Here is a 15147-nt window from a genome sequence, read left to right on the forward strand (position 1 = left end):
CTCGTGATGCGTATCGCCGCCGCCGCGGTGCTGATCCCGCTTGCGGTCGCCATCGCCTATGCGGGTGGCTGGCTGTGGGCCGCGCTGGTGACGCTGGCGGCCATCGGTCTGTTCGTCGAATGGCTCGCGATCGTGGGCCTCGCCGGGGCAACGCGTGTGATCGTCCCGGGCGTGGCCGCGCTTGCGCTCGGCGGGGTTTGCTTTGCGATCGGCCGGCTCGATGCCGCCCTGATCGTGCTCGGCATCGGCTTTGTCGCGGTGGTGTCGATCGCGCCGGAGCGGCGAAACTGGGCGGCAGCCGGATTTCTGTACGCGGCGGCGGCCGAAATTGCCTCGGTGCTGGTGCGTCTGGATTCCGTAAAGGGTTTTGCCGCCCTGATGTTCGTGCTGCTGATTGTGTGGGTGACCGACAGTGGCGGCTATTTCGCGGGCCGCGGTATTGGCGGACCGAAACTGTGGCCGCGCGTCAGCCCGAAAAAGACCTGGGCCGGCGCCATCGGCGGTTTTGCCGCCAGTCTGGCCGTGGCAGGCGGGTTTGCCGCCTTCGGTCTTGGTAAGATGGGACCGTTATTGCTGCTTTCGGCGGCCCTCTCGGTGGTTTCGCAGTTCGGCGACCTCTTCGAATCCGCCGTGAAGCGCCGTTTTGGCGTAAAGGACTCAAGTCACATCATTCCCGGCCATGGCGGACTAATGGACCGTCTGGACGGGTTTGTCGCAGCCGTTGTTGTGGCGGCACTTTTCGGCTTTCTGCGGGGCGGCGCCGATGGCGTCGGTCGCGGTCTTATGGTTTGGTGAAACGATGAGCGCAGTTCCATTGCGTAACAACAAGGCCGCTTTGTCGGATGCACGCACCGTCACGGTGCTGGGCGCCACAGGCTCCATCGGCGACAGCACCATGGATCTGCTGCGTGGCGCGCGCGACCGCTATCAGGTCGAGGCGCTGACCGCGAATTCCAACGTCGAAGCGCTGGCCAGGCTTGCGAAGGAATTCGGCGTACGATTCGCTGCGATCGCAGACCCCGCGCGGCTTGGCGAACTGGAGGATGCGCTGGCGGGCACGAACATCGAATGCGGCGCCGGCGAAAGCGCGATCATCGAGGCCGCCGCGCGTCCGGCCGACTGGGTGATGGCGGCGGTGAGCGGGGCGGCCGGGCTGAAGCCGGCGCTCGCTGCGGTCGACCGCGGCGCCGCCGTCGCATTAGCGAACAAGGAATGCCTGGTGTGTGCCGGCGATTTCTTCATGCAGCGCGCGGCGAAGGCCGGCGCCTGCATCCTTCCGGCGGATTCCGAACACAACGCGCTGTTTCAGGCGCTCTCTTCCGGCAATCGCGAGGAATTGGTGCGCGTGATCATCACCGCATCCGGTGGCCCGTTCCGCACCTGGGCGCCGGCCGACATTGAGCAGGCGACGCTTGAGCAGGCCTTGAAGCATCCGAACTGGAGCATGGGCCAGAAGATCACCATTGATTCGGCCTCGATGATGAACAAGGGCCTCGAAGTCATCGAAGCCTCCTATCTGTTCGCGCTCTCGGCCGACGAGATCGACGTCCTCGTGCATCCGCAGTCGATCATCCACGGCATGGTCGAATTCTCCGATCGCTCTGTGGTTGCACAGCTCGGCGCGCCTGACATGCGCATCCCGATCGCGCACTGCCTTGGATGGCCCGATCGAATCATCGGCCCGTCGGCCAGGCTGGACCTCGCAAAAATCGGCCAGCTCACGTTCGAGGCGCCGGACTTCGAGCGGTTCCCGGGCTTGCGGCTGGCCTACGAAGCGTTACGTACGGGACGTGGCGCGACCACGGTATTCAACGCCGCCAATGAGGTGGCGGTGGCGGCGTTCATCGCCGGAAAGATCAAGTTCGGGTCGATCGCGCGCCTCGTCGAAGCCACCATCAACGATTGGATTCGTGCCGGGAACCTTGCGCCTTTGAGCTCGGCGGACGACGCGATCTCCGTTGACCATAACGCGCGAAATCGAGCCGCCTCCCTATTGCCTCAAATTGCCTTAAAGGCATCCTAGAGGTTTGGGGACGGAGCCATCGGCTCTTGTCGAGGGGAACCTGATGTCAGAGTTTTTTCTAAGCAGTTTCAGTACGTTGGGCCACGGGCTCATCGGCTACATCATTCCCTTTTTGTTCGTTCTGACCATCGTCGTGTTCTTCCACGAACTCGGCCACTTCCTGGTCGCCCGCTGGGCGGGCGTGAAGGTGTTGACGTTCTCGCTCGGGTTCGGGCCGGAACTTGCCGGCTTCAACGACCGTCACGGCACGCGCTGGAAGATTTCCGCGATCCCGCTAGGCGGCTACGTGAAGTTCTTCGGCGACGAATCGGAGGCCTCGACGCCCGCATCGGCCGAATCGCTCGCCCGCATGAGCGAGGAAGAGCGCGCCGGCAGTTTCCATCACAAGAAAGTCGGCGCGCGCGCAGCCATCGTGGCCGCCGGTCCGATCGCGAATTTCATTCTGGCGATCGTCATTTTCACCTGCCTCTTCACTTTCTTCGGCAAGCCGAGCACGACGGCACGCGTCGACAAGATCGAAGCCAGCAGCGCCGCCGAGCGAGCGGGCTTTCAGGTCGGCGATGTCGTCACCGCTATCGACGGCAAGAGGATCGGCAGCTTCTCGGACATGCAACGCTTCGTGAGCGTTCGCGCCGGCGAGACCATGACCTTCACCGTCAAGCGGGGTGATTCCACGCTTGAATTGAAGGGCACGCCGGAACTGCGCGAAGTGAAGGATCCGTTCGGAAACACCCAGAGGCTCGGAATTCTCGGCATTACCCGTGCGACCTCGCCGGGCGAGGTGACCACTGAGAAGGTCGATCCGGCAACCGCATTCTGGCTCGGAATCAAGGAAACCTGGTTCGTCATCGAGCAGACGCTCGCCTATATCGGTAACATTTTTACCGGCCGGGCGAGCGCGGACCAGATCGGCGGGCCGATTCGGATCGCGCAGATTTCGGGGCAGGTGGCTACCTTGGGAATCATTCCACTGCTGCATCTGGCGGCGGTGCTGTCCATTTCGATCGGGCTATTGAATTTGTTCCCGGTGCCTTTGCTCGATGGCGGTCACCTTATGTTCTACACGGCCGAGGTGCTTCGCGGGCGTCCATTGTCGGAAAAATCCCAGGAATACGGGTTCCGAGTCGGGCTGGTTTTGGTCCTGATGCTGATGGTCTTCGCCTTCTATAACGATTTCCATCAGGTGCCCTGGCTGAAGGGGCTGTTCGGGAGGTCGTAGAAGCGGCTTTTTTATGACGTTGCCCTTTGGCAACGTCTTGGAATGAAATTGGAATCGCATCGCGATGTCTGGTTTGCCCCCCTGTCGAAATTGGCTACAAGCAATGCAACTTTGGGATTCTGCCGGTTCGTAGGGGTACGAGCCGGCAGTGCAATGACGAGGGCGCGTTGCGCATGATGTTGGGAATGCGAGTGCGGGGGGGTCTGCTGGCCGCTCTGATCATGGTTGCCGCGCCGATGGGGGGCGCGTTGGTGTCAGTGCCGGCCACGGCGCAGACCGCGGCGTCGATCGTCGTTGAAGGGAACCGGCGTGTCGAGGTCGAGACCATCCGCTCCTATTTCAAGCCGGGCCCCGGCGGCCGCCTCGGGCAGGCCCAGATTGACGATGGCCTGAAAGCGCTGATCGAGACTGGCCTGTTCCAGGACGTGCGAATCAACCAGGTCGGCGGCCGGCTGGTCGTGACGGTCGTCGAAAACGCCGTGATCGGGCGCATCGCCTTCGAAGGCAACAAGAAGGTCAAGGACGAACAGCTTTCGGCTGAAATCCAGTCCAAGCCGCGCGGTACTTTCTCGCGCCCGATGGTTCAGTCGGACGCCCAGCGCATCGCCGAAATCTACCGGCGCTCCGGCCGTTATGACGTGCGCGTCACTCCGGAAATCATCGAGCAGCCGAACAACCGCGTCGATCTGATCTTCACGATCACCGAAGGCAGCAAAACCGGCGTCAAGTCGATCGAGTTCATCGGCAACGTCGCCTATTCGTCCTATCGCCTCAAGGACGTTATCAAGACGCGCGAATCGAACCTTCTGAGCTTCCTCGGCGGCGCCGACGTCTATGATCCCGACCGGGTCGAGGCGGACCGCGATCTGATTCGCCGCTTCTACCTCAAGAACGGTTACGCCGACGTGCAGGTGGTCGCCGCACTGACCGAGTATGACCCCGAGAAGAAGGGCTTCCTCGTCACCTTCAAGATCGATGAGGGGCAGCAATATCGCGTTGCATCCGTCGATTTCCAAACCTCCATCCCGACCCTCGATGCCGCCTCGATGCGCAGCTTTTCGCGCGTCAGCGTCGGCTCGGTTTACAATGCCGAGGCGCTGGAGAAATCCGTCGAGGAAATGCAGATCGAGGCTTCACGGCGCGGCTACGCCTTCGCCGTGGTGCGTCCGCGCGGCGATCGCAATTTCGAGCAGCACACCGTTTCGATCGTGTTCGCTGTCGACGAAGGCCCGCGAACCTATATCGAGCGCATCAACGTCCGCGGTAACACCCGTACCCGCGACTACGTGATCCGCCGCGAGTTCGACCTGTCCGAAGGTGACGCCTACAACCGCGCCCTGGTCGATCGCGCCGAGCGCCGGCTGAAGAACCTCGACTTCTTCAAGAGCGTGAAAATCCTGACCGAGCCCGGCTCGTCGACCGACCGCGTGATCCTGATCGTCGATCTCGAAGAAAAATCGACCGGCGACTTCTCGGTGTCGGGCGGCTATTCGACCACGGACGGTGCGCTGGCCGAAGTCAGTATCTCCGAGCGCAACTTCCTCGGCCGCGGCCTGTATGCGAAGGCTGCCGTGACCTACGGTCAGTACGCGCGCGGCGGCTCGCTGTCGTTCGTCGACCCCTATCTGTTCGACTATCGCGTCGCGCTCGGCCTCGACCTGTTCTACCGCGAGCAATTGGCCAACAGCTACATCGCCTATGGCACCAAGACGCTGGGCTTCAGCCCGCGGCTCGGCTTCACCTTGCGCGAAGATCTTGCGCTGCAGTTGCGCTACTCGATCTATCAGCAGGAAATCTCGCTGCCGAACGCGCTCGCGAACTGTAACAACAACTCGACGAACTCGTTGCTCGCGTTCAATCCGTCGCCGGCATATGCGAATCTGGTCGGTGCGCCCGCCGGCGGATCGATCACGGAGGGAGGCCAAACCGCCACCGACGTCTCGGGCCAGGGTTTGTGGTGCTACTTCGACGGCGAAGCTTCGCTGCCCGTCCGCAGGGAACTGCAGAGCGGCAAGGCGCTGACCTCGTCGGTTGGCTATTCGCTGAACTACAACACGCTGGACAACAACAAGAACCCGACCGACGGCTTGCTGATCGACTGGAAGCAGGACTTCGCGGGCGTTGGCGGCGACGTGAGCTACATCAAGTCGGCGATCGACGCGAAGTACTACACCCCGCTGGTCGCCGATATCGTCGGCCTGATCCACCTCCAAGGCGGTATTCTCAACCAATTCGGCGGCAGCGAGCTGCGCATGCTGGATCACTTCCAGATGGGCCCGAACCTGGTGCGCGGTTTTGCGCCGAACGGTATCGGTCCGCGCGATTTGAATCCGTTCGGTACGCGTGACGCGCTCGGCGGCACCAAGTACTGGGGCGCTTCGTTCGAATTGCAGATGCCGTTCTGGTTCCTGCCGAAGGAAGTCGGACTCAAGGGCTCGGTCTATGCCGACGCCGGCGGACTGTTCGACTACAAGGGTCCGACGTCGTGGGCAGCAACGGGCGAGGTCAATGTGCCCGGCTGCGTCCCGCCGACGCAAGCGACCGCGACGACCGCGGCCTCTCCCGGGACCTGTTTGGGATTGCAGTATGACAACGGCAATGTGGTCCGCACCTCGGTGGGTGTCGGTATCATCTGGGCCTCGCCCTTCGGTCCGCTGCGCTTCGACTATGCGGTTCCGCTTACGAAGGGCCAGTTTGACCGCGTGCAGGAATTCAAGTTTGGCGGTGGCACATCGTTCTGAGGTGTATTGAAGCGAAATGGGCTAAGGTCCACGTGACGAGTACACCAAGGAGTAAGGGGAGGGTTCGGCTTCGCGTCTTCGAAGCCGGCTCTCCGGTGTGAATAGCGGCCGGACTGCGACGGGTGAAATGGCGCAGCCGATATTCTTCAAGCAACCTCCTTCCTCAACGCTGGCCGAGCTGGCCGCGTTGACAGGAGCGGTATTGGTCGACCCTGCGCGGGGCGATCATGTGATCAGGGGCCTCGCTTCGCTCGACGAAGCCGGCCCGATGCATCTAGCGTTCTTCGACAATCTCAAATACGCCGATCAGCTCAAGGCGACCAATGCCGGCGCTTGTCTGATCAGCCCGCGTTTCGAGGCCCAGGTGCCCGCCCATGTGGCGGTGCTGCGGGCGACCCAGCCGTTCCGCGCCTTCGTCAAGCTGGCGCGCGAGTGGCACGCCGATGCGCTCCGCCCGCAATCCTGGTTCGACAATGACGGCATCGCGCCATCGGCGATCATCGATCCGTCCGCCCATCTCGAGGACGGCGTCATCGTCGATCCGCTCGCGGTGATCGGCCCACGGGTCGAGATCGGCACTGGCACCGTAATCGGTGCCGGCGCGGTGATCGGCGCCGACGTCAAAATCGGCCGCGACTGCAATGTCGGCGCGCGCAGCGCGATCCAGTTCGCCCTGATCGGCAACAACGTGCTGATCCACCCCGCCTGCAGTATCGGACAGGACGGTTACGGCTTCATTTTCTTCGGCCCCGAGGGCCATTTGAAGGTGCCCCAGACCGGCCGCGTCCTGATCCAGAACGACGTCGAGATCGGCGCCGGCACCTGCATCGACCGCGGCAGCCTGCGGGATACGGTAATCGGTGAGGGCACCAAAATCGACAATCAGGTCCAGATCGGCCACAATGTAACCATCGGCAGGCACTGCCTGCTCGCGGCCCAGATCGGGCTCGCGGGCAGCCTGACGATCGGCGACAACGTCGCGCTGGGTGCCAAGGTGGGCATCAACAACCACCTCAAGATCGGCGATGGCGCGCAGGTGACGGCGATGAGCGCGGTCAAGGACGATATCCCACCCAACGGTCGCTGGGGCGGCCATTTTGCCAAACCGACCAAGCAGTGGTTCAGGGAGATTGTTGCAGTAGAGCGGCTGGTGCAGGGTAGCACCGTCGATCCGAAAGGCGAAGGGCGCGAGTGATGGAGGAGGCACCGGTCAGGTTTGAGCTCGTGGATATCAACGAGATCCTCAAGACGCTCCCGCACCGTTATCCAATGCTGCTGATCGATCGGGTGATCAAGATCCGGACTGATTACAGCGGCATCGGCATCAAGAACGTTACCTTCAACGAGCCGCCGTTTCTCGGCCATTTCCCCGAACGTCCGGTCTATCCCGGCGTGATGATGATCGAGGCCATGGCGCAGACCGCCGGCGTGATCGGCATCAAGTCGGTCGAAGGCACCGAGAAGCCGCGCGCGGTTTATTTCCTCACCATCGACAAGTGCAAATTCCGCAAGCCGGTGATGCCCGGCGACACCATCGAGTACCACATGCGCTCGATCGGCCGCCGCAAGGCGATGTGGTGGTTTCACGGCGACGCCAAGGTAAATGGCGCGGTGGTCGCGGAAGCCGACGTCGGCGCGATGCTGACGGATTGAGCCGGACTGGATTTGTCCGTCACACAACTGACGTCTTGCTGATGTCTTTGTACAATCCTTGGTAGTGGCGCCCATTTTCGAGGTCGATTGACGAAATTTGCGGATTAGACCTGGCTTGGGTCCACGTTTTTTAACGGAGGCGTCCTTGAACAAGTTTGCGTCCATCATTTCGTGTTTGGTCATTTTTCTGCTGATGCCGCCGCAAGGTTACGCGGCAGATCTCAATGGTCTTGTCGCGTCCCTCAAGGGTGGCGGCTACGTCATCGTGTTTCGACACGGCGCCACCGACGATAGCCAGAAGGACATTTACCCCTTCAAATTCGACGACATGAGTGCACAGCGCCAACTGAGCGAGAAGGGCCGCACGCTGGCGCGCGAGCTTGGAGCTGCACTCGCGAAACTTGGCATACCAATCGGCGAGGTCTACACCAGCCAGCTAAACCGCGCGGTCGAGACCGGCAAGCTGCTCAGCGGCAAGGACGTTTCTCCCGTCGACGCCCTGACCGACAGCGGCGCGGGCAGTGCGTCGGCGATGGCGAATCCCGATGGCAAGAACGCCAAAATTGGGCGCGCTGTCCGCGATCTCGTCAATGCGCCTCTGAAAGCCGGCGTCAATAATGTGGTGGTGACACACAAGACCAACGTTGCCGATGCCTTCGGAAAGGAATTTGGCGATATCCGCGAAGGCGAGGCGCTCGTCTACAAGACCAGTAGCTCAGGCCCGGCCGTCCTGGTCACGCGCGTGCAACCTGGCGAATGGATTGCTCAGACCGGCAGTTAGAGCCTTTTCGGTTCTGATTGAATCAGAACCGGGCTTTAGATTCTTGTTTTGACGCGTTTTCTTGACGCGAGAACCGGTGTCCATCCCCGGACAAAGTCCGGGGAAGGCTTTCGCTGGAAAACACTCCGGCAGGACACCGTTCGACCGTGCATCAACCTTGGGGCGATCGGTCCAGCCCAATTGTGACGTGTTGAGGGAACTTCAGCCGGCCAGCAGCTTTATAGATGCTGTGGGGAATCTGTTGCCGGATGGCCGCATGAAGTTTCTCTGGGTCGGAGTTGCACTGTTAGTTCTCGGCGGACATGCCGTGGCCCGCGATGACGGTCGCTACGCCAAATCTCCGCTCAAGTCGTGGTTCGACAGCCTCAGGAGCGGAAAGGGGCCATGTTGCTCCGACGCCGATGGCTCTGTTGTCGCCGATGTCGATTGGGAATCCAAGGACGGCCATTACCGCGTGCGGCTCGAGGGCCAATGGATCGACGTCCCCGACGATGCCGTGATTACCGAGCCCAATCGCGCAGGCCGAACCATGGTGTGGCCGATGAAGGACTCGCTCGGGATTACGATCCGCTGCTTCCTGCCCGGCAGCATGACATAGCGACGGCTTGTCTCGGCCTTTGGGGTGTGGAAATGGGCGGCAGCGGATGGATGTTGCAGGCCTTGCGCGCTCGACACATGACGTAATCATACGTCACTAGACAGCATTGAAATGCCGCGCTAACCACCGGAAAACGCGAGATATTCGCGCGCAATCGATGGGCTGGGCTGCTTGATGGGTATGATCGATCCAACCGCGCGGGTTGAGGATGGCGCTGTGATCGGAGAGGGGACAACAATCGGTCCCTATTGCATCATCGGGCCGAACGTCACCATAGGCGCGAACTGCAAGTTGATCGCGCATGTGAACGTGGCGGGGCATACGACCATCGCCGATGGCTGTGTTATTTACCCGTTTGCTGCATTGGGAGGTCCGCCGCAGGACCTCAGCTATCGCGGTGAACGGACCCGGCTCGAGGTCGGCGAAGGATGCACCATCCGCGAAGGCGTAACGATGAATATCGGAACGAAGAAGGGCGGCGGCCTCACGCGGGTGGGCGCACGCGGTTACTTCATGAACAACAGCCACGTCGGCCATGATTGCGTCGTGGGGAGCGACGTTATCTTCGCGACGTCTGCGACGCTGGGCGGTCATTGCGAGATTGGCGATTTCGTCTACATCGGCGGGCTGTCTGCCGTGCATCAGTTCACGCGGATCGGGCCGCAAGTGATGGTCGGTGGCGTCTGCGGCGTGCGCGGCGACATCATTCCGTTCGGTCTCGCCAATGGACAGTATGCCAGCCTCGAAGGGCTGAACATCATCGGCATGAAGCGCCGCAAATTCACCAGGGAGCGGCTTGTCAAGGTGCGCTCGTTCTACCAAAAGCTGTTTCACGGGCCCGGTATTTTTGCCGAGCGGCTGAACGCGGTGCAACCGATGGCTGGAGAGGATCCGGCGATCGCGGAAATCCTCGCCTTCATCGGCGACGGTAAACTTCGTCCGCTCTGCCTTCCCGCCGGCGACGGCAACAAGCCTTGATGACGGGATCGCCGCAACCATGATCTCAGCGGCTTCCGATATTTCATCGCCCGTCGGTGTCATCGCAGGCGGCGGCGCGATGCCGTTCGCGGTGGCGGATTCGCTTGCCGCGCGGGGATTGGCGCCAGTGCTGTTTGCGCTGCGCGGCGCCTGCGATCCGGATCGCGTCGGCCGCTTCCGCCATCACTGGATCTCGGTCGGACAACTCGGCCGCGCCACAAAGCTGTTCCGCAGCGAGGGCTGCCGCGACCTGATCTTCATCGGCACGTTGCTGCGGCCTGCGCTGTCGGAAATCAGGCTGGACTGGGGAACGATCCGCGTCATCGGCCGCGTCTGGGCGGCGTTTCGCGGCGGCGACGATCATTTGTTGTCGGGGATCGGCCGCATCCTCGAACAGGACGGTTTCCGGATGGTCGGTATCAGGGATGTCGCCCCCGACGTCCTTATGCCGGCGGGAAACATTGCCCGTGCCACGCCGGATGCCGCCGCCGCCGCCGATATTGCCAAGGGGCGGGAGGTGCTTGGCGCGCTTGGCCCGTTCGACATCGGCCAGGCCGTGGTCGTGATCGACGGGCACGTGGTTGCGGTGGAGGATATCGAGGGCACCGACGGACTGCTGGCGCGCGTGGCGAGGCTGCGTGAGGCGGGGCGCATTCGCGCCAAGTCCGGCCGCGGCGTGCTGGTGAAGGCACCGAAGAGCGGGCAGGATTTGCGCTTCGACCTGCCGGCCGTGGGCGCAAAAACCATCGAAGGCGCAGCCAGCGCCGGACTCGCCGGCATTGCCGTGATCGCCGGCCATACCATTGCCGCGGATTCGCAAGCCATGATCGAGGCCGCTGATAATGCCGGCTTGTTCATCCAGGGCTTGCCCGCGTGACGCCGGCTCGCGCGACCGCCGGGATGGAGCGGAGGATATTTCTGATCGCGACGGAAGAATCCGGCGATCGCCTCGGCGCCAGCTTGATGAAGGTGCTGCGCCAGCGCCTTGGCGATGCGGTACAGTTCGAGGGCGTCGGCGGCCGCGCAATGGCGCGCGAAGGCCTGGAGTCGCTGTTTCCGATTGAAGAACTCTCGATCATCGGGCTGGCGGCAGTCGTCAAGGAATTGCCGAAGATCCTCGGGCTGATCAAGGAAACGGCCATCGTGGTGACGGAGGCATCGCCCGATATTCTCGTCATCATCGACAGCCCCGACTTTACCCATCGCGTCGCCAGGCGTGTGCGCGCCAAGGATCCCAAGATTCCGATCGTCGATTATGTGTCGCCCTCGGTATGGGCGTGGCGACCCGGTCGGGCGCGCGCGATGCTGAAATATGTCGATCACGTGCTGGCGCTGCTGCCGTTCGAGCCGGAGGCCTATCGCAGGCTGCACGGCCCTCCCTGTACCTATGTCGGTCACCCCCTGACCGAGCAACTGGCCTCGCTGCGGCCGAATGCCGATGAGAGCAGGCGACGGGCGGAGTCGCCGCCGGTGCTGTTGGTGCTGCCGGGAAGCCGACGCAACGAAATTCGTCACCACATGGCGGTATTCGGCCAGGCGGTGGGGCTGCTGCAGGAGCAGGGCGTAGCGTTCGAGCTCATGCTGCCTACCATGCCGCATCTGCAGGAAGCGGTCGTCGATGCGGTGAAGGGCTGGCCGGTCCAGCCCCAGGTCGTGATCGGCGAGCAGGACAAACGGGCGGCCTTTCGGATCGCCCATGCGGCGCTGGCCAAATCCGGTACGGTGACGCTCGAACTGGCACTGGCCGGTGTGCCGATGGTGACGGGCTACCGGGTCGGCGCCATCGAAGCTTGGATCTTGCGGCGCGCGATCAAGGTGAACTCGGTGATACTGGCCAATCTCGTGATCGGCGAGAACGTCATTCCCGAACTCCTGCAGGAAGACTGTACTCCAGAAAAGCTCGCAGCAGCGCTGCGTGATGTGTTGAGCGACAGCGACCTGCGTCGAAAGCAACTCGAGGCCTTCGGCAAGATCGACGGCATCATGTCGACCGGCAACCAGCCGCCCAGCGTGCGCGCCGCGGACATCGTGCTGGCGACGATGCATCAGGCGCGGCGGGGGTAGGAATGTAGGATGGGTGGAGCGAAGCGATACCCATCAATCGCGGCATACACTGGCGATGGGTATCGCTGCGCTCCACCCATCCTACGAAAAAGCAAAAAGCCGGACGCGATGATCGCATCCGGCTTTCATCATGTCTTGCAAGCGACGTCGGTTACTTCCGCTTGTCCATCGCCACGTAGTCGCGGCGGGCGACGCCGGTATAGAGCTGGCGCGGACGGCCGATCTTCTGCTGCGGATCCTCGATCATCTCGCTCCATTGGCTGATCCAGCCGACGGTGCGGGCGACCGCGAACAGCACGGTGAACATCGAGGTCGGGAATCCCATCGCCTTCAGCGTGATGCCCGAATAGAAGTCGACGTTCGGGTAGAGCTTGCGGTCGATGAAGTACTGATCGTTGAGCGCGATCTTTTCCAATTCCAGCGCCACCTTCAGCATCGGGTCGTCGCCATGGCCGGTCTCGGCCAGCACGGCGTGACACATCTTCTGCATGATCTTGGCGCGCGGATCGTAGTTCTTGTAGACGCGGTGGCCAAAGCCCATCAGGCGGACTTCTGAGTTCTTGTCCTTCACCTTCGCGATGAATTCCGGAATCTTGTCGACGGAACCAATCTCCGCGAGCATCGCCAGCGCCGCTTCGTTGGCGCCGCCATGCGCCGGGCCCCACAGGCAGGCGATGCCGGCCGCGATACAGGCGAACGGGTTGGCGCCGGACGAGCCGGCGATGCGCACCGTCGAGGTCGAGGCGTTCTGCTCGTGGTCGGCGTGCAGGATGAAGATCTTGTCGAGCGCGTCAGCCAGCACCGGATTGATCTTGTAGTCCTCGCACGGCACCGCGAAGCACATGTGCAGGAAGTTCTCGGCAAAGGAGAGCGAGTTCTTCGGATACATGAAGGGCTGGCCGACGGTGTATTTGTAGGCCATCGCGGCCAGCGTCGGCACCTTCGCGATCATCCGCATCGACGCGATCATGCGCTGCTTCGGATCGTTGATATCCGTCGAGTCGTGATAGAACGCAGCCAGCGCGCCGACGGCGGCGACCATGATCGCCATCGGATGGGCGTCACGGCGAAAACCCTGGAAGAAGCGGGCCATCTGCTCGTGAACCATGGTGTGATGGATCACGCGGTAGTCGAAGTCCTGCTTCTGAGCGGCGGTCGGAAGTTCCCCGTACAGCAGCAGGTAGCAGGTCTCGAGGAAGTCGCCCTTTTCGGCGAGCTGCTCAATCGGGTAGCCACGGTATTCCAGCACGCCGGCGTCGCCGTCGATATAGGTGATCTTCGACTGGCAGCTTCCGGTGGAGGTGAAACCGGGGTCGTAGGTGAACATCCCGGCCTGGGCGTAGAGCTTGGCGATGTCGATAACATCTGGCCCCACCGTGCCGCTGAGGATCGGGAAATCGTAGGTCTTGTTGCCTACCGTGAGCGTTGCAGTCTTGTTGCTGGATTTTGCGTCCATCGTGAAGTCCCCGATGAAATCGTTGCGAAAACCGCGCCTGACCCTGGTGCCATTTCCGGGGCACAAGCAAGGAGGCCGGCTTGTCTGGAAGCGGCGGCAAATGGGTTAGCTTATTGCCCTGTGCACTGCAAGATGGCCGGAAACCCGCATAAGGTAGGGGCTTCAGCCGGCCGCCTGATCAGCTAGCCGACCCAGGCATTCCTCCCGCCCCAGCACTGCCAAAACGTCGAAAATGCCAGGCGAAGTCGTCCGCCCGGTCAGCGCCACCCGGAGCGGTTGGGCGACGGCGCCGAGCTTGAGGCTGTTCTGCTCCGCGAAATTCCGCATGGCGGATTCGGTGGTTTCGGCGCGCCAGTCGGTCACGGTTTCCAGCGCGGTGCGGAGTTGGCCGATCAGCGTCCGGGTTTCCGGCGTCAGCAGAGCCAAGGCCTTCGGTTCGATCTGGAGCGGGCGGTCGGCAAAGATGAAGTAGGCGCCCGAGATAAGCTCGATCAAGGTCTTGGCGCGTTCTTTCAAGCTCGGCATCGCGCGCAGCAATTGTGCGCGGGTGGTGTCGTTGAGTTTTGCCTTCAGATCGGCGCCGTCGGGGACATAGTCCAAGACGCTCTCGAACTGGGATACCAGCGCGCCGTCATCGGCGTTGCGGATGTAGTGGCCGTTGAGGTTTTCCAGCTTGGCAAAATCGAAGCGTGCAGCAGACCGCCCGATCGCCGGCAGGTCGAACGCGTCGATCATTTCCTGCGTCGAGAAAATCTCCTGGTCGCCATGGCTCCAGCCGAGCCGGACCAGGTAATTGCGCAGCGCCTCCGGCAGATATCCCATGGCGCGGTAGGCATCGACACCGAGCGCACCATGCCGCTTCGACAGTTTTGAACCATCGGGCCCGTGGATCAGCGGGATATGGGACATGTTCGGGATGTCCCATCCAAGCGCATCGTAGATCTGCTTCTGGCGTGCGGCGTTGATCAGATGGTCATCGCCGCGGATGACATGGGTCACGCCCATGTCATGGTCGTCGACCACGACAGCCAGCATGTAGGTCGGATTGCCGTCGCCACGCAGCAGCACGAGGTCGTCGAGGTTTTCGTTCTGCCAGACCACGCGCCCCTGCACCTGATCCTCGATCACGGTCTCGCCGGTCTGCGGGGCCTTCAGGCGAATGGTCGGCTTCATGCCGGCGGGCGCGTCTCCCGGGTCACGATCCCGCCACATCCCGTCATAGAGGCGGGTGCGGCCCTCCGCGCGCGCCTTCTCGCGCATCGCGGTCAGCTCCTCCGCGGTGGCGTAGCAACGGTACGCCTGGCCGCTGGCGAGCAGTTGCTCGGCCACTTCGCGATGACGGGCGGCGCGGCTGAACTGATGAATGACATCGCCGTCCCAATCGAGCTCGAGCCATTTCAGCCCATCCAGGATGGCGGCAATGGCGGCTTCCGTGGAGCGCTCGCGGTCGGTGTCCTCGATCCGCAGCAGCATCTTGCCGCCGCGCTTCTTGGCATAGAGCCAGTTGAACAGCGCGGTCCGGGCGCCTCCGATATGGAGGAAGCCGGTGGGCGAAGGGGCGAAGCGTGTGACGACGGAATCGGTCATTACCAAGCACGTGAGCGGTGAACGGCGGTGGTGTATAGCAGGAACGG

At 62.5% G+C, this 15147-nt stretch carries 13 protein-coding genes; 11 read left to right on the forward strand and 2 right to left on the reverse strand.

What is annotated here, in order from left to right:
• Positions 1-6 precede the first annotated feature (6 nt).
• The 11 genes from YUO_RS0102245 to lpxB all read left to right on the forward strand — a co-directional run bounded on the left by YUO_RS0102245 (position 7) and on the right by lpxB (position 12057).
• The gene (locus tag YUO_RS0102245; protein WP_035726048.1) at positions 7-795 is read left to right on the forward strand and encodes a phosphatidate cytidylyltransferase; all 789 of its coding nucleotides are present in this window, start codon (positions 7-9) and stop codon (positions 793-795) included.
• A 4-nt stretch (positions 796-799) separates the two neighbouring features.
• A complete protein-coding gene (gene dxr, locus YUO_RS0102250; protein WP_028345835.1) occupies positions 800-2023 on the forward strand; it encodes a 1-deoxy-D-xylulose-5-phosphate reductoisomerase in 1224 nt (407 codons plus the stop codon).
• Positions 2024-2066: 43 nt separating this feature from the next.
• Positions 2067-3242, forward strand: coding sequence for an RIP metalloprotease RseP (rseP, locus tag YUO_RS0102255; RefSeq protein ID WP_028345836.1), 1176 nt, complete (start codon positions 2067-2069; stop codon positions 3240-3242).
• Between the two features lie 173 nt (positions 3243-3415).
• Positions 3416-5983 (forward strand): outer membrane protein assembly factor BamA, encoded by a 2568-nt coding sequence (gene bamA, locus YUO_RS0102260; protein WP_028345837.1) that lies wholly within the window; start codon positions 3416-3418, stop codon positions 5981-5983.
• Positions 5984-6110: 127 nt separating this feature from the next.
• Positions 6111-7178 (forward strand): UDP-3-O-(3-hydroxymyristoyl)glucosamine N-acyltransferase, encoded by a 1068-nt coding sequence (gene lpxD / locus YUO_RS0102265; protein ID WP_028345838.1) that lies wholly within the window; start codon positions 6111-6113, stop codon positions 7176-7178.
• Complete coding sequence (fabZ, locus tag YUO_RS0102270) at positions 7178-7636, forward strand: 3-hydroxyacyl-ACP dehydratase FabZ (RefSeq protein ID WP_028345839.1); 459 nt, start codon at positions 7178-7180, stop codon at positions 7634-7636. Before lpxD ends, fabZ begins: the two co-directional genes overlap by 1 nt.
• Before the next feature lie 145 nt (positions 7637-7781).
• Positions 7782-8417 carry a histidine phosphatase family protein gene (locus YUO_RS0102275; protein ID WP_028345840.1) on the forward strand — a complete coding sequence of 212 codons (636 nt, stop codon included), beginning with the start codon at positions 7782-7784 and terminating at the stop codon, positions 8415-8417.
• Between the two features lie 256 nt (positions 8418-8673).
• The gene (locus YUO_RS0102280; protein ID WP_035725766.1) at positions 8674-9015 is read left to right on the forward strand and encodes a hypothetical protein; all 342 of its coding nucleotides are present in this window, start codon (positions 8674-8676) and stop codon (positions 9013-9015) included.
• A 174-nt stretch (positions 9016-9189) separates the two neighbouring features.
• Positions 9190-9993: an acyl-ACP--UDP-N-acetylglucosamine O-acyltransferase gene (lpxA, locus tag YUO_RS0102285; protein WP_028345842.1), complete on the forward strand. Its 804-nt coding sequence runs from the start codon at positions 9190-9192 to the stop codon at positions 9991-9993.
• Between the two features lie 19 nt (positions 9994-10012).
• On the forward strand, positions 10013-10870 hold the full coding sequence (locus YUO_RS0102290) for an LpxI family protein (protein WP_035725768.1): 858 nt from the start codon (positions 10013-10015) through the stop codon (positions 10868-10870).
• Positions 10871-10893: 23 nt separating this feature from the next.
• On the forward strand, positions 10894-12057 hold the full coding sequence (gene lpxB / locus YUO_RS0102295) for a lipid-A-disaccharide synthase (RefSeq protein ID WP_035725769.1): 1164 nt from the start codon (positions 10894-10896) through the stop codon (positions 12055-12057).
• Positions 12058-12208: 151 nt separating this feature from the next.
• Here the strand turns inward: lpxB and gltA are convergent, their stop codons facing one another.
• Positions 12209-13513: a citrate synthase gene (gene gltA, locus YUO_RS0102300; protein WP_028345845.1), complete on the reverse strand. Its 1305-nt coding sequence runs from the start codon at positions 13511-13513 to the stop codon at positions 12209-12211.
• Between the two features lie 162 nt (positions 13514-13675).
• On the reverse strand, positions 13676-15100 hold the full coding sequence (gene gltX / locus YUO_RS0102305; protein ID WP_028345846.1) for a glutamate--tRNA ligase: 1425 nt from the start codon (positions 15098-15100) through the stop codon (positions 13676-13678).
• Positions 15101-15147 lie beyond the last annotated feature (47 nt).

Source organism: Bradyrhizobium murdochi (genome assembly GCF_000472965.1).
Lineage (GTDB): Bacteria > Pseudomonadota > Alphaproteobacteria > Rhizobiales > Xanthobacteraceae > Bradyrhizobium > Bradyrhizobium murdochi.

Coding starts and splice junctions, on each gene's coding strand:
- gltA (WP_028345845.1), bottom strand. CDS start 13,513: ATGGACGCAAAATCCAGCAACAAGACTGCAACGCTCACGGTAGGCAAC.
- dxr (WP_028345835.1), top strand. CDS start 800: ATGAGCGCAGTTCCATTGCGTAACAACAAGGCCGCTTTGTCGGATGCA.
- rseP (WP_028345836.1), top strand. CDS start 2,067: ATGTCAGAGTTTTTTCTAAGCAGTTTCAGTACGTTGGGCCACGGGCTC.
- lpxD (WP_028345838.1), top strand. CDS start 6,111: ATGGCGCAGCCGATATTCTTCAAGCAACCTCCTTCCTCAACGCTGGCC.
- bamA (WP_028345837.1), top strand. CDS start 3,416: ATGATGTTGGGAATGCGAGTGCGGGGGGGTCTGCTGGCCGCTCTGATC.
- lpxA (WP_028345842.1), top strand. CDS start 9,190: ATGGGTATGATCGATCCAACCGCGCGGGTTGAGGATGGCGCTGTGATC.
- YUO_RS0102280 (WP_035725766.1), top strand. CDS start 8,674: ATGAAGTTTCTCTGGGTCGGAGTTGCACTGTTAGTTCTCGGCGGACAT.
- gltX (WP_028345846.1), bottom strand. CDS start 15,100: ATGACCGATTCCGTCGTCACACGCTTCGCCCCTTCGCCCACCGGCTTC.
- YUO_RS0102290 (WP_035725768.1), top strand. CDS start 10,013: ATGATCTCAGCGGCTTCCGATATTTCATCGCCCGTCGGTGTCATCGCA.
- YUO_RS0102245 (WP_035726048.1), top strand. CDS start 7: ATGCGTATCGCCGCCGCCGCGGTGCTGATCCCGCTTGCGGTCGCCATC.
- fabZ (WP_028345839.1), top strand. CDS start 7,178: ATGGAGGAGGCACCGGTCAGGTTTGAGCTCGTGGATATCAACGAGATC.
- lpxB (WP_035725769.1), top strand. CDS start 10,894: ATGGAGCGGAGGATATTTCTGATCGCGACGGAAGAATCCGGCGATCGC.